This window comes from Mesorhizobium sp. M4B.F.Ca.ET.203.01.1.1 (genome assembly GCF_004791025.1).
Classification (GTDB): domain Bacteria; phylum Pseudomonadota; class Alphaproteobacteria; order Rhizobiales; family Rhizobiaceae; genus Mesorhizobium; species Mesorhizobium abyssinicae.
The window spans coordinates 24,926-42,818 of record NZ_SRUO01000014.1; the positions used below are offsets into that span (position 1 = coordinate 24,926).

Sequence of the window (17,893 nt, forward strand, 5' to 3'; positions counted from 1 at the left end):
CACCTTCTTCCACCGGGGGAGAAGGAAGTCAGGCCGCGCCCTGCCGGGTCGCCAGCATTTCGCGGCGTGCCGACCGCCGCCATTCGACCGCGCCGGCAAGGCCGTGCAGCACCGTCTCGGTGGTCGCCCAGTCGATGCAGCCATCGGTGATGCTCTGGCCGTAGGTGAGCGGCTTGCCGGCCACCACGTCCTGCCGGCCGGCGACGAGATTGCTCTCGATCATGACGCCGATGATGCGCTCGTCGCCCGCTGCCACCTGGCCCGCCACGTCGGCCGCCACCTTCGGCTGGTTCTCCGGCTTCTTGCTCGAGTTGGCGTGGCTGACGTCGATCATCAGCCGCGGCGCGACCCCGATGCGGCCGAGCTCCGCAGCGGAGGCGGCGACGCAAGCCGCGTCGTAGTTTGGCTGGATGCCGCCGCGCAGGATGACGTGGCAGTCCTCATTGCCGGTGGTCGCCGCGATCGCGCTGCGGCCGCCCTTGGTCACCGCCATGAAGTGATGCGGCTGGGCGGCCGACTTCACCGCCTCGGCGGCGATGCGGAGATTGCCGTCGGTGCCGTTCTTGAAGCCGACCGGGCAGGACAGGCCCGAGGCCAGCTCGCGATGGATCTGGCTCTCGGTGGTACGCGCGCCGATGGCGCCCCAGGCGACGAGGTCGGCGATGTATTGCGGCGTCGTCATGTCGAGGAACTCGGTCGCCGCCGGCAGGCCGAGATTGTTGACGGCCGACAGCACGTTGCGCGCCATGCGCAGCCCCTTGTCGATGTTGAAGCTGCCGTCGAGGTCGGGATCGTTGATCAGCCCCTTCCAGCCGACCGTGGTGCGCGGCTTCTCGAAATAGACGCGCATGACGATCTCGAGCCGGTCTGCAAGGGCCTCGCGCAGCGCCGCCAGACGGCTGGCGTAGTCCATTGCGGCGACCGGATCGTGGATCGAACAGGGGCCGACGATGACCAAAAGCCGGTCGTCGGCGCCCGTCAGGATCGAATGGATGGCATTGCGTGACGCGGCAACAGTGCGCGTCGCCGTCAGCGTGCGCGGTATCTCGCGCATCACCTCTTCCGGCGTGCTCAGTTCCTTGAGTTCGGTGACCCGAAGGTCGTCTGTGGTGGTCAACACGGCTTTCTGCTCCTGGTTAGGAGACCTGCCGGCTGAAACAAAAAAGCCGCCAGGTCTGGCGGCTTGTCGGATTTTGATGCTGCAATCTTCAGATCGAGCGCAATCCTCCCGCCGCCAGCGAGCTACCGTAGCTAAAGTACCAAAACGAGGCGGTCAGGTGGATCATGCGGCTCATATAGTCGATGCGAAGGCGCTTGTCACGTGTCGGTAGGGGCTCGGCTTGATATTTGTCTCGCCTGAACGTGGTTCAACAGTGAGACGACATACCGTTCCATCTCAAGCCTGCGAGCGGTATTGAGAACGCTTGTCCATGTATCCTGCGGATCAGCACCGCGGGCGATCATGGCCGGCGCGTTGTGAAATGAGTCTGCAAGCATGCGTGCTGTAGGTAGGTCATCGGCCGCGCGAATTTCGATGAGGACGGTGCCGAGAATCTTCAGGATATTTTCGTTCGTGATGGGTTGAGGATCACTCAATTGAGACGCCTTTCTTTCGGTACGGGCCTCGTCTCAGCTTGAAATTTGCTCGTGGCCTCGGGGAAACCAGATACGACGACGAAACCAGTTGCCCATGATTTTGATCGAAATCATCCATGTCCTGACCATCTCGATGCTGACGACCTTTTGCACGGATCCGAAGGTTAGCGAGAACAGTTGTAGAGCGTTGGCTTCTGACCGCGCGGTGACGCCAACCCCAAGATGGCCGCTTGCCGTGATCTAATATGGAATGCATCGAGACATTCTCTTGTGGCGAGGGCATAGGCTCTCGAACCCGACATGCCCTGTTTATGCAGTCCAGGGATCGAAGAGTTCGATTCCAAAGCCTTCGAAATCCTTCGTGTTGCGCGTTGCCAAAGTGAGCTGCTGCGCAATCGATGTGGCAGCGATCAGTCCATCCATTGAGGACAGACCGCGGCCGCGGCGCTTGGCAAGGCCCATCAGGTCGCCCCAGGCCAAGGCAACGGCTTCGTCCACCGGCAAAACCCTCTGCTCAAAGCGCTGGGGCAAATCCCGAGCGAGCCATTCTGCAAGCGCTTCGCGTTTGCGTCCCTCATCCATGAGGGCAACGCCGCGGCGGATTTCGGCGATCGACACGACGCTGATGAATGAGCGGTCCTCGTCAAGCTCGTCCAACCAGCCCAACACGCGTGCGTCTGGCGCCGGCCTTGTCACTTCGGACAGGACATTCGTATCAAGCAGTATCTTCACAGCGGCAGATCACGCGGCTCGTCGCGTTGACGCTCAAGGTTCAAATCGGAGCCGCGCAACGGCGACTCCAGCAGGAACTCCGCCAGCGTGCCTTTCCGTGCGGTCTTGCGCCGCCATTCCTCTGCGGACACGACGACCACGCTTGGTTTGCCGTTTCGGGTGATCGTCTGCGGCGACGATTGTGCCCGATCTATAACCTCCGAGAGCCGGGCTTTTGCCCCAGCGACCGTCCAGCTCATATCTTCTTTGGGTCCAGGCAGCATTTCAATCTCATGACTATTCTGACCATCTTGACTATATGGGAATAGCGATGCTGCGGCAACAGGGACTTTCAGAGCCCGGGACGCCCTGATAGGCGCTCGAGCCCAATCACTCGTGAACGCGCGGCCGATCTGCTTCTGGATGCGAGGCTGCTCGCCTGCCCTACTCGCCGACCACGCCAGCAATGTTCTGGTCGTAGTCGACCAGCGAGCCGGTCATCACGCCGGCCTGCGGGCTGAGCATATAGGTGATCAGCCGCGCAAGCTGGGCCGGCTTGACCAGCTGGCCCATCGGCTGCGAGGCCTCGGCCTTTTGCAGCCAGTCGTCCGGGGCGTCGTGCCACTTCTTCTGCACGATCGCCTCGCCCTCGGTGTCCATCCAGCCCGGCAGCACCGCGTTGCAGCGGATGCGGTTCCTCCGATAGGAGCTGGCGACATTCTTGGTCAGCGTCATCAGCGCGCCCTTGCTGGTCGAATAGGGCGTCAGGAAGGACTGGCCGGCATGCGCCGACATCGACAGCACGTTGACGATCGAGCCCGGCGCCTTGCGGGCCAGAAGATGCGCGACCAGGCCCTGCATCAGGAAGAAGGGGCCGCGCACATTGGTGTCGAAGATCTGGTCGAAGACGTCCTCTGTCGTTTCGATCAGCGAGCCGCGGGCCGAGGTGGCGGCGGCGTTGACCAGCGCGTTCAGCGTGCCGAAATGCGCGATCGCCGTGTCCACGGCGCGCTTGCAGTCGGCGACCTTGGCGACGTCGGCGCTGATGAAGATGGCGTCGACGCCGCCCTTCTTCAGCGCCGCGACCGCCTTGTCGCCCTTCTCCTGCGAGCGGCCGACCAGCGCCAGCGCGCGGCAGCCCTCGTCGGCCAGCGCCTCGGCGACGGCGAAGCCGATGCCTTGCGCGCCGCCGGTGACGAGGGCGCGCGTTTCCGAATTGCGACCGGCCAAACCGCTCATCGCTGTTCTCCTGTGTTCGAATTCAAAAAGCTCAGTCGACGCGAACAGTCTTGCCGGTCTTCGCCGACTTGAGCGCGGCGTCCGCAAGCTTCAGCGCCACAAGGCCGTCCGTTCCGCTTGGCGCCGCCTTCTTGCCCTTGGTTGCCGCGCCGATGAAGGCGGCGATCTCGTTGGCGTAGGCGTCGAGGTAGCGGGTCATGAAGAAGTCGTGCAGCGGCGGGCGCGTGTAGCCCTTGTCGTTGGCGAGCTCGATCGACACCGGCCGCTGGTTCTCGGCGGCGACCATGCCCTTCGAGCCGTGCACCTCGATGCGCTGGTCATAGCCATAGGTGGCGCGGCGCGAGTTGGAGATGACAGCCTGCTTGCCGGACGCGGTCTCGAGGATGACGCTGACCGAGTCGAAATCGCCGGCCTCGCCGATTTTCTCGTCCACAAGCACCGAAGCGTGTGCGCTCACCGCCACCGGCTCCTCGCCGAGCAGGAAGCGCGCCATGTCGAAATCGTGGATGGTCATGTCGCGGAAGATGCCGCCGGAGCGGGCGATGTAGTCGAGCGGCGGCGCGCCCGGATCGCGCGAGGTGATGGTGACCATCTCCACCGTGCCGATGGCGCCGTCGTCGATGGCCTTGCGCACGGCGGCGAAATGCGGGTCGAAGCGGCGGTTGAAGCCGACCATCAGCGTGGCGCCGGCCTTCTCGACCACGGCCAGGCACTTCTCGACGCGCTTGACGTCGAGATCGATCGGCTTCTCGCAGAAGATCGCCTTGCCGGCCTTGGCGAAGCGCTCGATGAGGTCGGCATGGGTGTCGGTCGGCGTGCAGATGATGACGGCGTCGATGTCCTTGGCCTTCTCGATGGCCTCGATGCTGCGCACTTCGGCACCATAGGCCGAGGCCAGGTCGCTCGCCGCCTTCTCGAAGGCGTCCGCCACGGCAACAAGTTTTGCATCGGGATTGGAGCCGACGGCGCGGGCGTGGACCTTGCCGATGCGGCCGGCGCCGAGAAGTGCGAAGCGGATAGTCATGAATTGTCCTTTGAGGGTGGTTCTAAAACATGTCCGCGCCTTGTCTGGCGCGGACGATCTGGTTGATCCCGCCGTGACGGCCGTCAGGCGGCCTGGAGCTCCGCCTGTCCGGTCTTGGCGCCGGTGATATAGGCGACAATGTCGTTGCCGTCAGTGTCCTGCTTGCGCAAATTGGCGACGATCTTGCCGCGCCGGAAGACGACGATACGGTCGACCAGGTCGAACACCTGGCGCATGTTGTGGCTGATCAGGATCAGCGGCTCGCCATTTTCCTTCAGCGTGCGGATGATGTTTTCGACCTGTGCCGTCTCCTGCACGCCGAGCGCCGCCGTCGGCTCGTCCATGATGATCAGCTTGGAGGCGAAGGTCGCCGTGCGGGCGATTGCCACGCACTGCCGCTGGCCGCCCGACATGTGGCGAATGGTGCTGGAGAGGTTCGGGATCTTCACCGCGGTGCGGACCAGTGCGGCCTCTGTCGCCTTGCGCATGTACTTGCGATCCAGAATCGAGAACGGGCCGAGATTGAACAGCACCTTCTCGCGGCCGAGGAACAGGTTGGACGGCACGTCGAGATCGTCGGCAAGCGCGAGGTTCTGAAACACGGTTTCGATGCCCGCCTCGCGCGCCTCGATCGGCCCGGCGAAGCTCACCTCCTTGCCGTCGAACCAGACCTTGCCGTCGGTCCGCTGCTCGACGCCGGTGATCTGGCGCACGAAAGTCGACTTGCCGGCGCCGTTGTCGCCCATGATCGCGACATGCTCGCCCTTGCGCAGTTCGAAGTTGGCGCCTTCGAGAGCATGCACGCCGCCATAGCGCTTGGTCAGGTTTTCGGTCTTGAGAACGATGTCCGACATGGTCAAGCTCCTATCGCGCGGCGACGCTGGCGCCATTGATCGAGAACCACCGCGCCGACGATGATCACGCCCTTGACCATCTCCTGATAGTAGGCGTCGAGGCGCAGGAAGGTGAAGCCGGAGATGATGACGCCGAAGATCAGCGAGCCGATGACGGTGCCGATGATCGAGCCGCGGCCGCCCGACAGCGAGACGCCGCCGATGACCGCCATGGCGATGGCGTCGAGCTCGTACATGACGCCCATGCCGGCCTGGGCGGTCAGGTTCTTGGAGCAGAGCACAACGGCGGCGAGCGAGGCGAGGATGCTGGCGATGACATAGACCAGCACCTTGTGGTTGGCGATCTTGATGCCCGACATGCGCGCAGCATCCTCGTTGGAGCCGATGGCATAGCAGTGCTTGCCGTACTTGGTGTAGGTCAGGATCAGCTGGAACAGGATCGCCAGCGAGATGAAGATGATGACCGGCATCAGGCCCTTGCCTATCGCCGCGAAGCTGTCGGTCGGAAACGAGATCGGCTGGCCCTTGGACCACCATTTGGCGATGCCGCGCGCGGTCACCATCATGCCGAGCGTGGCGATGAAGGGCGGGATGCGCGTGTAGGCGATCAGAAGGCCGTTGACCAGGCCGGCGATCAAGCCGCAGCCGATGGCGACCAGCACCGGCACGATCACCGGCAGGTCGGTCAAGCCATAGTCGATGAACATCGCCTTGGGGTTGGGATTGCCGTTGACGGTCGCCACCTGGGCGAAGCTCATGGCGATCATCGCGGTGGCGCCGACGACCGAACCGGACGACAGGTCGATGCCGCCGCAAATGATCACCTGGGTCACGCCGATGGCGATGATGCCGACGATCGACACCTGCAGGATGATGATCTGCAGGCGCTGCTCGTTGAAGATGGCGTCGACATTGTCGCGGGTGTTGAACAGGAAGCTGTCACCGAGAAAGACCCGGCCGATCAGCTCGAAAGCGCCGACGAGGATGACGAGCGCCAGGAAAACGTTGAACTCGGCAGGCCATGCACGCTTCTTCGCATCGTAGGTCAGCCCGCCGACGCCATGGGATGTCTGTGCCACGTCTCTTTCCTCCGTCGGCCGCGTTCGCCCTCCCGCCCGCACGGGCGGGAGGAAACGAGGAGCGGCGCCGTTGTTCTGATCTGATGCGCCGCCCTATTTCTCTGTCGCAATTCCGCGCGGAAAACCGTTTCACGCTTTTCCTGGAACTGCGCTAGTGAACGGCCAGCCTCAGTTCTTCTTCAGGAACTTGTCGATGTTGGCCGGCGTGACGAGCTGGAACGGCACATAGACCTTGTGCTCGACCTTCTCGCCCTTGGACAGCTTGAGCGCGGCATCGAGCGCGCCGGCGCCCTGGCCAGCGGCGTCCTGGAACACCGTCACGTCGAGATCGCCGGCCTGCATCGCGGCGAGCGCGTCCTGGGTGGCATCGACGCCGCCGACGACGACCGTCTTCATGTCGATGTTGGCGGCCTTCATTGCCTGGATGGCGCCGATGGCGCTTTCGTCGTTGTTGGCGATGACGCCGTCGAACGGCTTGCCGGTCGACAGCCAGTTGGTCATCAGGTTCTGCGCCTGGTCACGGTCCCAGTTCGAGGTCTGCTTGTCGATGATCTTGATGAAGCTGCACTCCGGCGTGGCGATCACTTCCTCGATGTCCTTGGTGCGCTGCACCGCGGCCTGGTTGGAAAGCTCGCCCATGATCACATAGACGTTGGCCTCCTTCTTGCCGGCTTCGGTGAACAGGCGGCAGGCTTCCTTGGTTTCGAGCGTCCCGGAATCGGCTTCGTTCGAGGCGACGAAGGCCTGGTTTTCGGGCAGCGAGTCGACGTTGACCGGTTCGCGGTTGACGTAGACGAGCGGGATCTTGGCGGCGGCCGCCGCGTCGGACATCGCCTGCGTGGCCGAGGTGTCGACCGGGTTGACGATGATGGCGTCGACGCCCGAGGCGGCGAAGTTCTTGATCTGGTCGAGCTGCTTGGCGACGTCATTCTGCGCGTCTTCGACCTGCAGCTCGACACCGTCCATGCCCTTGGCCTGCTCGATCATGCCGTTGCGCAGCACGGTGAGGAAGTTGTCGTCGAACTTGGCCATCGACACGCCAACCTTGGCGGCAAAGGCGGACGAACTCATCAGCGCCGCGAAAGCGACGCCCAAAAGCAGTTTCTTCATTGTATTTCTCCTCCACATGGTGTCCGGCTGCACCGATTTTTGCCCGGAATCCCCGATCTCCCGAGGAATCTCTCCCGCTTGCCATCTCGATTCCGGAGGGCGCCTCCCGCGTGATGGAACGCCAAGTCCTGTGTTTGAAACAGATGTTCCGGAACGAAAGAACCAAAATGCCTAGTTCATGAAATATTTATTCCATTTCAGGCGAAGGCGTCAAGGGCGAATCGAAAGCCGAGCGCCGGATTTTCGGTCCTGGCTGATAGATTCTATCATTTGCTGCGGTTGCCGCGCCGGCGGGCGGATAGCCGGCCCCGCTAGATGTTTTCTGGCAAATAGATGTCGAAGGGCAGGAAGGTCTGGCCCGGCGCGTTGGCGGCGCCGGCCTCGATAGCATGCGCCATCAGGTCGACAAGCTCGCGGCAGAGCGCGGCGAGCGGAGTGGAGATCACCATGGTCAATATGTTGTCGGCAAGGGCGGCGCGCGACACGGGCGTGATCTCGTTGCAGACGACCGCCGGCATCTGCTTCGGCCGCGCTTCCCGCAGGCCCGAGACCGCGCCTTCCATGCCGCCGCCGGCGACATAGCAGCCGGCGAGATCGGGATGCCGCGCCAGGAGGTCGATCATCGCGTCGTGAGTGACCTGGTTTGCCTCGAGATTGACCAGCGTCTCCAGCACGGTGAACTCCGGCGCATGCTCGCGGAAGAAGGAGCGGAAGCCGATCTCGCGCAGTTCATGACCGTGGAAGCGGTGGCTGCCGACGAAAAGGGCGACCTTGCCGGGCTTCCTCGCCGCCTTGGCGATCATCCAGGCGGCGGTGCGGCCGACCTTGCGGTTGTCGAGCCCGACATAGCCCTCGCGGATGCCGGAGGCAAAATCGGAGAGCAGCGAAAAGACCGGCAGGCCCCTCGCCTTCAGCGCCTCGACGGCGGCGGTCAATGTCGGGTGATCGGGCCCGACCAGGGCGACGGCCCGCGATCTGGTCGCCAGCCTGCGCATCTCCGCGGCGATCTCGTCCGGCACCAGCGAACTGGTGAAGTCTACCGCCGCGGTGCCGCGAAAACGCTGCGACTGCGCGACCGCCAGTTCGAGCTCGCGGGCGAACTCGCCGTAGAAAAAGTCCTCGCGCCTGAGCAACAGGAAGCCAAGGCGATATTCCGGCAATTCCTGGCGCATGCGCTGCCGGATCAGCCCTGCCGCGTGGTAGCCAATATCGGTCGCCGCCTCGTAGACGCGGCGCGCGGTCTCCTCGCGAACCGGCAAGCGGTTGTTGAGCACGCGGTCGACGGTGGCGACGCTGACCCCGGAAATGCGCGCCAGATCGGTGATGGTCGGCCGTTTCGCCATGATGGTCCTCCGCTAGCCTCCCTTCCTACACCAGCCTGATGGAAAATGATAGAAACTATCTTCATGATGTTGATCCTATCATTTGTTGCCGCTATTTTGAATTTCGACGCCTGCGATCCCAGGCCCGGGATTGGCCGGCCAGAGATCGACGAGGCGTGGTGGAGGACCCCGGAATGGCGGGAGCATTGTCCGCGACGCCGTCGCGACGCGATTACAGCCTGGTCGGCCGCGACACGCAGCTGGCCGTCGACAACGGGCTGGCGGCGGCCGAGTGGTACCACACCGAGGTTCCCCGCAAGCAGATGAAGGAGCTGATGCAGCGTTCCGACGGACCGGCGCTGCGCGATACCATCATCTGGCTCGGCGCCCTGGTCCTCAGCGGCGCCGGCGGCGCCTGGTTCTGGGGCACGTGGTGGTGCGTGCCGTTCTTCTTCGTCTACGGCACGCTTTACGGCTCCTCGACCGACTCGCGCTGGCACGAATGCGGCCATGGCACCGCTTTCCGCACGCAGTGGATGAACGACGCGGTCTATCAGCTCGCCTGCTTCATGATTATGCGCAATCCGGTGACCTGGCGCTGGAGCCATACGCGCCACCATACCGACACCATCATCGTCGGCCGCGACCCGGAAATCGCCATCATGCGGCCGCCGGACCTCATCCGCGTCGTCCTCGCCTTCGTCGGCGTCCTCGACGGCTGGCATGCGATGAAGGACACGGTCCGTCATTCAGCCGGCATCATCAATGCCGAGGAAAAGACCTATGTTCCCGAGCAGGAGGTGCCAAGGGCGATCCTGATCGCGCGCACCTGGCTGGCGATCTATGCGGCGACGATCGCGCTGGCGCTCTACACGGGCTCGTTCCTGCCGCTGATGCTGGTCGGCCTGCCCCGGCTCTATGGCGCCTGGCACCATGTGCTGACCGGCATCCTGCAGCATGGCGGGCTGGCCGACAACGTCATCGACTACCGGCTGAACAGCCGCACCGTCTACATGAACCCGATCAGCCGGTTCATCTACTGGAACATGAACTACCATGTGGAGCACCACATGTTCCCGATGGTGCCCTATCACGCGCTGCCCAGGCTGCACGAGCTGATCAAGCACGACCTGCCGGCGCCGACGCCGTCGATCCTGGCCGGCTACCGCGAAGTGATCCCGGCCTTCCTGCGCCAGCTGCGCAACGAGGACTATTTCCTCAAGCGCGAGCTGCCGCCGACCGCCCGGCCCTATCGCGAGGAATTGCACAACGACAAGGCCGCCGCCGCGGCCGAGTGAGATCGCCCTAAAGCGCCAAGCCGCAGACAAGTGGGCGCCATGCAATGGCGGGCGCCAGGCAGAGTATCGGAGAGATCGATGAGCGACTGGATCGAGGCCTGCAAGGCCGATGACATCGACGAGGAAGACGTGAAGCGGTTCGACCATGGCGGCCGCACCTTCGCCATCTACCGCAGCCCCGACGACGAGTATTTCGCCACCGATGGGCTCTGCTCGCATGAGAAGGTGCACCTGGCCGACGGCCTGGTCATGGACGACATCATCGAATGCCCGAAGCACAATGGCCGCTTCAACTACAAGACCGGGGCGGCCAAGGGCGCGCCGGTCTGCGTCAACCTCAGGACCTATCCGGTCAAGGTCGACGCCGGCAAAGTCCTCATTCAGATCGGGTGAGGGAAATGCACGCGGGAATGGTGATCATCGGCGCCGGCGAATGCGGCGGACGGGCGGCGCTGACGCTGCGCGACCTGGGTTACGAGGGCCCGGTGACGCTGGTTGGCGACGAACCGCATCTGCCCTATGAGCGGCCGCCGCTGTCGAAAGAGGCGATGACCGGCCCGGCGCCGGCGATCAAATCGATCACCAGCGACGCGGTGCTGGCCGAACGCTCGATCCGGCATATCCATTCGGTCCGCGCCGTGGCGATCGACCGCGCAGAGCGTCTCGTGCGCCTGTCGGACGGTTCCTCGCTGCGCTACGACAAGCTTTTGCTGGCGACCGGCTCGCTGCCGCGCAAGCTGCCGATGCCGGGGCTGGGCGAACGCTGCGTCTATTTGAGGACCTTCAACGATGCGCTCGCCATTCGCGCGCATCTCAATCCGAAGAACCGCGTAGCCATCATCGGCGGCGGTTTCATCGGCCTCGAACTCGCCGCTTCGTCGCGCAAGCTCGGCGCCACCGTCACCGTCATCGAGGCGCAGCCGCGCATCCTGATGCGCGGCGTGCCGGCCGAGATCGCAGCGGTGATCCACAAGGCGCATGAGGCCGAAAGCGTGACCATCCTCGCCGGCCAGGGCATCGAAGCGATCGCCGATGACGGCAAAGAGGTGCGCATCAGCCTTACCGGCGGACAGCAAATCGTCGCCGACCTGGCGGTGATCGGCATCGGCGCCGTGCCGGTGACCGGGCTTGCCGCGGAAGCCGGGCTGGCGGTCGACAATGGCATCGCTGTCGACGCCGAGCTGCGGACCGCCGACCCCGACATCTTCGCCGCCGGCGACTGCTGCTCGTTCCCGCTTGCCGCCTATGGCGGCCGCCGCGTGCGGCTGGAAGCCTGGCGCAACGCGCAGGAGCAGGGCGCGCTGGCGGCGAAAAACATGCTCGGCGCCGGCGAGGCGCATGCGGCGGTGCCGTGGTTCTGGTCGGATCAGTATGGACTGACCCTGCAGATCGCCGGGCTTTCCGACGAGGGCAGGAGCATGGTGCGGCGCGATCTCGACGACGGCGCGTTCATCCTGTTCCACCTGGCCGAGGACGGACGGCTGGTCGCCGCCAGCGGCATCGGTCCGGGCAATGCGGTGGCGCGCGACATCCGCCTGGCGGAGATGCTGATCGCCAAGCGCGCGGCGCCGGCATCCGAGGCGCTCGGCTCGCAAACGGTCAAGCTGAAATCGCTGCTGGCGGCGTGAGACTTAGGGAAGCTTGCAAGCATCTCGCCGGCATGAGGGAGACCTAAAAGATGGCACGCAGCAGACCGACGGTCGCCGACCTGCAAGCGCTGAAGGGCAAGCGGCAGCTCTCCAAGCTGCGCGTCTTCTCGCTGGACGAGGCGGAAGCCGCCGAACGCGCGGGCATCGACATGATCTCGGTCACCTATGAGCTGATCTTCGATCCGCGCTTTCGCGACGCCGCGCCGACCTGCTTTGCCATTCCTGGCGACGAGCAGGCGAAGATGGGCGCCACCACCGACGAGATCCTGCGCATGGCGGTGAAGCTGCGCGCCGCAAGCGCCGACGCCATGTACTGCTCGGCCAGCCTGCAGACGATCCGCCGCCTGCGCGACGAGCACATCCCGGTCTGCGGCCATGTCGGCCTGATCCCGGCGCATGCGACCTGGACCGGCGGCTTCAAGGCGGTCGGCAAGACCGCCGAAAGCGCCGCCTTCGTCTGGAAACAGGTCAAGGACCTCGAGGCGGCCGGCGCCTTCGCCGCCGAAATCGAGGTGGTGCCGGCCGAGGTCGCCAGCGCGATCTCGCGGCGCACGCCGCTGATCATGATCTCGATGGGCGCCGGCGCCGGCTGCGATGCGCAATACCTGTTCTCGGAAGACGTGCTCGGCACCAATCGCGGCCGCTATCCGCGCCACGCCAAGCGTTACCGCGACCTCGCGGCGGAGTTCGACCGCATCCAGAACGAGCGCATCGCCGCGTTTAGCGAATATGCCGACGACATCCGGTCGGGCGCCTATCCGGAACCGCGCCACATGGTCGAGGCGGACGCCGGGGAATTGCGCAAATTCGAGGCGTTTCTCGACGCGGAAGGCTAAAGGGCGCTAGAACAGCGCCTTCAGCTCGTCCAGCTTGTCGTTGACCAGCCAGCCGTAATAGTTTTCTTCGGGCAGCTTTTCCGGCTCGCCCGCAGCGCGGCGCTTGTCGTTCTCGGCCTTCAAGGCAGAGGCGCGCTGCTCGGGATTGCCGACATTGTAGAGCGTTGCGGTGAGCCCGGGATTGTCGGAGATGTCGAAGCCGGCAATGTTCTTATAAGCATCGATCGACGTCCTGATCGTCGCCGCGACATAGGCCAGCGTCAGGTCCGGATCCATGATGGTCTTGTAGACCGTGTTCGGATCGCCGACGTCGAGCTTCGGCAGTCCGGAAACCTTGTGCACGAGATCGCTCATCTGCAGCGCGGTCAGCGGATTGAGCTGGCCGAGGCCGAAGGTCTGGCCGGCATAGTAGGGCTGGAAGAAGGTGGCGCCGAACCGGTCGTTGGGGAAGCTTGTGCCGCCAACGCTTTTGCCGCGGAAAGAATGGTTCCAGACCTGCTCGCGGCACTCCCACAGATCGTAGCTGTCGGTCATGCCGGCGCATTTCTTGAATTCGGGGCGCTGGACGAAATCGCTGATGTCCTCGCCGTCATAGGCGAAGGAGAGCTTGCTCGACAGGTAGGAGATCGCCTTGACGTAATAGGTCTGCAGCCGGTCGTAGGCGTCGACATTGTAGGTATGCTCGCCGACGATGGCGCCGACGATGTGCATCGGGTCGATGCCGTAGGCGGCGGCCTCCTTGCTGATCTTGGCGCGCAGATCGGCGTCGCTCTTCAGCAGCGCGTAGACCTTGCGGTACTTGGCCTGGAAGGTGGTGTTGGTGGCTTGTGTGCGCCGGCTGGAGGCGCCCGGTATGTCGGGCTGGACCGCGTTGCGGTTTCCCGGCGGCACCAGGGTCTGCGCGTCGGCAATAGAAACAGCCGCCGCCATAGCCAGGCCGAGAAGGAGAAGAAGCCGTTTTTTCATACGCCGCCGCCCGTCAAGGCGCACGGCCGGAGCGATCCGGCAACGCGCCTTAAGTGTTGTCTTCCATGCGCCTCCCAAACCGCTCGCCAGTCTGGGGCACGCCCGAGTCGCCGGGCAAACTAGGTAAAGCAGGAGGGAGAGTCGAGAGAAGCCCGCCTGCCACCGGGGCGAAAGCCGGCCGGTTGCTTCCATTTGGCCACACCCGCCGCCGCGCCGGGCAAGCCTTGCCGGCCCGCCCGAAGCCGGAACCCTGCCCAGCATCGGGTTCCTTGCTGATGCATATCGTTGTCCCAAAACCGCTGCGCACTTTTGGGCGACATGCATTTACAGGATGAATCTGGACAAATCCGTGTTCCTCGAGAGGTCGCCGACATGCTTTTGCACATAGGCGGCGTCGATGGTGACGGTCGTGCCGTTGCGGTCCGGCGCGTCGTAGGAGATCTCGTCGAGGACCCGCTCCATCACGGTCTGCAGGCGGCGTGCGCCGATATTCTCGACGCTGGCGTTGAGATCGACCGCAATGCCGGCCAGCGAATCGATGGCATCGTCGGTGAAGGTCAGCTCGACCCCTTCCGTCTTCATCAGCGCGACATACTGCTTGATCAGGCTTGCCTCGGTCTCGGTCAGGATGCGGACGAAGTCCTCCTTCTCGAGCGCGCGCAGCTCGACGCGGATCGGCAGGCGGCCCTGCAGTTCCGGCAAAAGGTCGGACGGCTTCGACACATGGAAGGCGCCGGAGGCGATGAACAGGATATGGTCGGTCTTTACCGGGCCGTACTTCGTCGCGACCGTCGTGCCTTCGACCAGCGGCAGCAGGTCGCGCTGCACGCCTTCGCGCGACGGGCCGCCCGAAATGTCTGACCTGGCGGCGATCTTGTCGATCTCGTCGAGGAAGACGATGCCGTCATTTTCCGTCGCGTCGAGCGCCCGGCGGATCACCTCGTCCTGGTCGAGCAGCTTGTCGGACTCGTCGTTGACCAGCAGCGCGTAGGAATCGCGCACCGTGGTCTTGCGGCTCTTGGTCTTGCGGCCGCCCATCGCCTTCGACAGCATATCGTTGATGTTGAGCACGCCGATATTGCCGCCCGGCATGCCGGGTATCTCGAAGCCGGGCATGCCGCCGGTGCCGGTGTCGGCGACTTCGATCTCGATCTCCTTGTCGTCGAGCTCGCCCTCGCGCAGCTTCTTGCGGAAACTATCGCGCGTGGCCGGGCTCGCCGTCTTGCCGACCAGGGCCTCCAGCACGCGTTCCTCGGCATTGATCTGGGCGCGCGCCGCGACGTCCTCGCGCATCTTCTCGCGCGCCAGGCCGATGGCGACCTCGACCAGGTCGCGCACGATCTGCTCGACGTCGCGGCCGACATAGCCGACCTCGGTGAACTTGGTCGCCTCGACCTTGACGAAGGGCGCGCCGGCGAGGCGAGCCAGGCGGCGCGAGATCTCGGTCTTGCCGACGCCGGTCGGGCCGATCATCAGGATGTTCTTCGGCATCACCTCCTCGCGCATCTGGCCTTGCAACTGCTGGCGGCGCCAGCGGTTGCGCAGCGCAATGGCCACGGCGCGCTTGGCGTCCTTCTGGCCGATGATGAAGCGGTCGAGTTCCGAAACGATTTCGCGGGGGGAGAATGTGCTCATGTCACTAAATTCCACTTTGCCACTGCTTGATGGACTCGAACGGATGCAGCAGCATGATCACGTTGAGCGTCAGATTGTCCCGGATGATGTAGCCCGTGCCGAGCTCGAAGATGAGGGCGAGGGCGACGACCACCCATATAGGAAGCTTTCGCGCCATCACAAATCCCAGAACCATGGCCAGCGTGTCGGACACCGAATTGATGATCGAGTCGCCGTAATAATCGAGCGAGATCGTGCCGGCGCGGTAGCGCTCGATGATGAAAGGGCTGTTCTCGAGCAGTTCCCAGCCGCCTTCGATGAGGACGGCGAAGGCGAGCCTGAGCCCGATCGGCGAGCGCGGAAAGAGAAAGCGCGCCAGCGCGTAGAACAGGAAGCCATGGATGATGTGCGAGGGCGTGTACCAGTCGGAAATGTGCTGCGAGTTTTCCGAGCTCAGCACCACGCCGTGCCAGAGTTTCACGTAGCCGCAGGTGCAGATCGGAGGATGGCCCATGCCGTAAAGCGCGCCGGCCTGGAAGATGAGCAAAGCCAGCACGAGCAGCAGCCCCATGCGCCAGCTGTCCTCATAGGCCGAATAGCTGTTGTCGTCGCCCGTCGCGTTCATTTGGTCAGCCCCCCTCTTCCGTGCCGGCCGCATCGACGGCCATCAGCACGACGTCCCCATATTGCGATTGTCTGCGGCCGATGGCCCTGAAGCCGGCCTTCTCATAGGCGCGAATGGCGCGGCCATTGTCCGGATGCGGATCGATGATGACGCGCGGCGCCCCTTCCTCGAAAAGCTGCTCGACGAACTGCCGCACGATGGCCGAGCCGTGGCCGACGCCGACCAGCTCGGCCCGACCGATCGACAGGTCGATGCCCAGCGTGCCGAACGGCTGGTCGGCATAGGGATGATCGTCCTCCAGATGCGGATCGTAGCTCTGCAGATAGGCGATCGGGCTGCCGTCGAGCTCGACGATCAGCGGCTCGACCGAAACCGAGTCGATGTGCTCGCGGATCTCGGCGATCTCTTTTTGCGGATCGTCCCACCATTCGGCGACATGCGGCTCGGCCAGCCAGCCGGCGATCATCGGCAGGTCTTTTTCGGTCACCGGCCGAAAATCGTAGCTGTGCTCTTGATTGGCCATGATCTTATCCGAAAACCGGGTCCCACTTTTCGGGATCATGGTCGATTGCCTCAGGCGGCATCGAGCGTTTCGACGACAAAATTGCTGTTGGTGTAGACGCAGATGTCGGCCGCGATCTGCATCGCCTTGCGGGCGATCTCCTCGGCGTCCTTGTCGGTGTCCATCAGCGCGCGGGCGGCGGCCAGCGCGTAGTTGCCGCCGGAGCCGATGGCCATGACGCCATGTTCGGGCTCGAGCACGTCGCCGGTGCCGGTCAACGCCAGCGAGACCGATTTGTCGGCAACCAGCATCATGGCTTCCAGCCGGCGCAGGTAGCGGTCGGTGCGCCAGTCCTTGGCGAGTTCGACGCAGGCCCGCGTCAACTGATCGGGATATTGCTCGAGCTTGGCTTCGAGCCGCTCCAGAAGGGTGAAGGCATCGGCGGTGGCGCCGGCGAAACCGGCGATGACATTGCCACCCTTGCCGATGCGGCGCACCTTCTTGGCATTGCCCTTCATGATGGTCTGGCCGAGGCTGACCTGGCCGTCGCCGGCGATCACGACCTTGCTGCCCTTGCGCACGGTGACGATGGTCGTGGCGTGCATGGTCAGTTCATTCGACATTTTCTGCTCCGATTCGCGCGATCCCAATGAGGCGATTGGCGCGGTACGAGGGACTTTGATCGGCCATATGTATGCATGGGGTGGGCGATTGCAAACGACATGCCGGCCAGCCCGATACCCTATGGGAATGGCAACTGGCAATCGCCGGATCATGCTGCTAGAAGGCTCTCGATTTCAAGCATATGGGCGTTTGCGGCCTGTGCGCTCCCGCACGCCATGAACCTCCCGGACAAGGATAGATCATGCCGACGCGTTCCGCCGAAGCCAGCCGCAAGACCAAGGAAACCGACATCTCGGTGTCGGTCCATGTCGACGGCACCGGCAAGTCCGACATTGCGACGGGCGTCGGCTTCTTCGACCATATGCTCGACCAGTTGTCGCGTCATTCGCTGATCGACATGACGGTGAAGGCAAAGGGCGACCTCCACATAGACGACCACCACACGGTCGAGGACACCGGCATCGCGCTCGGCCAGGCGCTGGCCAAGGCGCTCGGCGAGCGGCGCGGCATCATGCGCTATGCCTCGATCGACCTCGCCATGGACGAGACGCTGACCAGAGCGGCAATCGACGTCTCCGGCCGGCCGTTCCTGGTCTGGAACGTCTCCTTCTCGTCGCCCAAGATCGGCACGTTCGACACCGAGCTGGTGCGCGAGTTCTTCCAGGCGCTGGCGCAGAACGCCGGCATCACGCTGCATGTGACCAATCATTACGGCGCCAACAACCACCACATCGCCGAGACCTGCTTCAAGGCGGTGGCGCGGGCGCTGCGTTCCGCGCTCGAGCGCGATCCGCGCCAGCCGGACGCGGTTCCGTCCACCAAGGGATCTTTGAAGGGATAGGCG

General features: G+C 64.1%; 20 protein-coding genes. 5 read left to right on the forward strand and 15 right to left on the reverse strand.

Features of this window, described 5'->3' with window-relative positions; translation table 11 throughout:
• Window positions 1-28 precede the first annotated feature (28 nt).
• From EN846_RS24800 to EN846_RS24845, 10 genes are all read right to left on the reverse strand, one after another.
• Complete coding sequence (locus tag EN846_RS24800; RefSeq protein ID WP_127391602.1) at window positions 29-1,120, reverse strand: 3-deoxy-7-phosphoheptulonate synthase; 1,092 nt, start codon at window positions 1,118-1,120, stop codon at window positions 29-31.
• Window positions 1,121-1,317: 197 nt separating this feature from the next.
• Complete coding sequence (locus tag EN846_RS24805) at window positions 1,318-1,596, reverse strand: hypothetical protein (protein WP_127391601.1); 279 nt, start codon at window positions 1,594-1,596, stop codon at window positions 1,318-1,320.
• 309 nt (window positions 1,597-1,905) lie between these two features.
• Window positions 1,906-2,328: a type II toxin-antitoxin system VapC family toxin gene (locus EN846_RS24810; RefSeq protein WP_127391600.1), complete on the reverse strand. Its 423-nt coding sequence runs from the start codon at window positions 2,326-2,328 to the stop codon at window positions 1,906-1,908.
• Window positions 2,325-2,591, reverse strand: coding sequence for a type II toxin-antitoxin system Phd/YefM family antitoxin (locus EN846_RS24815; protein WP_127391599.1), 267 nt, complete (start codon window positions 2,589-2,591; stop codon window positions 2,325-2,327). Before EN846_RS24815 ends, EN846_RS24810 begins: the two co-directional genes overlap by 4 nt.
• A 160-nt stretch (window positions 2,592-2,751) precedes the next feature.
• Window positions 2,752-3,546 carry an SDR family oxidoreductase gene (locus tag EN846_RS24820; RefSeq protein WP_127391598.1) on the reverse strand — a complete coding sequence of 265 codons (795 nt, stop codon included), beginning with the start codon at window positions 3,544-3,546 and terminating at the stop codon, window positions 2,752-2,754.
• 31 nt (window positions 3,547-3,577) lie between these two features.
• The gene (gene iolG / locus EN846_RS24825) at window positions 3,578-4,570 is read right to left on the reverse strand and encodes an inositol 2-dehydrogenase (protein ID WP_128346012.1); all 993 of its coding nucleotides are present in this window, start codon (window positions 4,568-4,570) and stop codon (window positions 3,578-3,580) included.
• Window positions 4,571-4,653: 83 nt separating this feature from the next.
• Entirely contained in the window at window positions 4,654-5,424 is a 771-nt protein-coding gene (locus EN846_RS24830; protein WP_127283246.1) for an ATP-binding cassette domain-containing protein, read from the reverse strand.
• 2 nt (window positions 5,425-5,426) lie between these two features.
• Window positions 5,427-6,503, reverse strand: coding sequence for an ABC transporter permease (locus EN846_RS24835; RefSeq protein WP_127283245.1), 1,077 nt, complete (start codon window positions 6,501-6,503; stop codon window positions 5,427-5,429).
• 168 nt (window positions 6,504-6,671) lie between these two features.
• Entirely contained in the window at window positions 6,672-7,613 is a 942-nt protein-coding gene (locus EN846_RS24840; RefSeq protein WP_127283244.1) for a sugar ABC transporter substrate-binding protein, read from the reverse strand.
• 311 nt (window positions 7,614-7,924) lie between these two features.
• Entirely contained in the window at window positions 7,925-8,956 is a 1,032-nt protein-coding gene (locus EN846_RS24845; RefSeq protein WP_127283243.1) for a LacI family DNA-binding transcriptional regulator, read from the reverse strand.
• Window positions 8,957-9,129: 173 nt separating this feature from the next.
• Here EN846_RS24845 and EN846_RS24850 point away from each other — a divergent pair, with 173 nt between their 5' ends.
• The 4 genes from EN846_RS24850 (at window position 9,130) to EN846_RS24865 (ending at window position 12,718) form a co-directional block, all read left to right on the forward strand.
• A complete protein-coding gene (locus EN846_RS24850; RefSeq protein ID WP_189379516.1) occupies window positions 9,130-10,233 on the forward strand; it encodes a fatty acid desaturase family protein in 1,104 nt (367 codons plus the stop codon).
• 78 nt (window positions 10,234-10,311) lie between these two features.
• Complete coding sequence (locus EN846_RS24855; protein ID WP_127283242.1) at window positions 10,312-10,626, forward strand: MocE family 2Fe-2S type ferredoxin; 315 nt, start codon at window positions 10,312-10,314, stop codon at window positions 10,624-10,626.
• Between the two features lie 5 nt (window positions 10,627-10,631).
• Window positions 10,632-11,861, forward strand: coding sequence for an FAD-dependent oxidoreductase (locus EN846_RS24860; RefSeq protein WP_127392429.1), 1,230 nt, complete (start codon window positions 10,632-10,634; stop codon window positions 11,859-11,861).
• A gap of 50 nt (window positions 11,862-11,911) precedes the next feature.
• Window positions 11,912-12,718: a 3-methyl-2-oxobutanoate hydroxymethyltransferase gene (locus EN846_RS24865; protein WP_127283240.1), complete on the forward strand. Its 807-nt coding sequence runs from the start codon at window positions 11,912-11,914 to the stop codon at window positions 12,716-12,718.
• Window positions 12,719-12,724: 6 nt separating this feature from the next.
• Here the strand turns inward: EN846_RS24865 and EN846_RS24870 are convergent, their stop codons facing one another.
• The 5 genes from EN846_RS24870 to hslV all read right to left on the reverse strand — a co-directional run bounded on the left by EN846_RS24870 (window position 12,725) and on the right by hslV (window position 17,048).
• On the reverse strand, window positions 12,725-13,684 hold the full coding sequence (locus EN846_RS24870) for a DUF1402 family protein (RefSeq protein WP_127392428.1): 960 nt from the start codon (window positions 13,682-13,684) through the stop codon (window positions 12,725-12,727).
• 324 nt (window positions 13,685-14,008) lie between these two features.
• Window positions 14,009-15,319 carry an ATP-dependent protease ATPase subunit HslU gene (gene hslU / locus EN846_RS24875; RefSeq protein WP_127283238.1) on the reverse strand — a complete coding sequence of 437 codons (1,311 nt, stop codon included), beginning with the start codon at window positions 15,317-15,319 and terminating at the stop codon, window positions 14,009-14,011.
• Between the two features lie 4 nt (window positions 15,320-15,323).
• Complete coding sequence (locus EN846_RS24880) at window positions 15,324-15,923, reverse strand: DUF2585 domain-containing protein (protein WP_127283237.1); 600 nt, start codon at window positions 15,921-15,923, stop codon at window positions 15,324-15,326.
• 4 nt (window positions 15,924-15,927) lie between these two features.
• The gene (locus EN846_RS24885; RefSeq protein WP_127283236.1) at window positions 15,928-16,446 is read right to left on the reverse strand and encodes a GNAT family N-acetyltransferase; all 519 of its coding nucleotides are present in this window, start codon (window positions 16,444-16,446) and stop codon (window positions 15,928-15,930) included.
• Between the two features lie 50 nt (window positions 16,447-16,496).
• A complete protein-coding gene (gene hslV / locus EN846_RS24890; RefSeq protein ID WP_127309474.1) occupies window positions 16,497-17,048 on the reverse strand; it encodes an ATP-dependent protease subunit HslV in 552 nt (183 codons plus the stop codon).
• Window positions 17,049-17,290: 242 nt separating this feature from the next.
• On the opposite strand from hslV, the gene hisB reads away from it, so the two are divergent.
• Window positions 17,291-17,890 (forward strand): imidazoleglycerol-phosphate dehydratase HisB, encoded by a 600-nt coding sequence (gene hisB, locus EN846_RS24895; RefSeq protein ID WP_127283691.1) that lies wholly within the window; start codon window positions 17,291-17,293, stop codon window positions 17,888-17,890.
• The last annotated feature ends 3 nt before the right edge of the window (window positions 17,891-17,893 follow it).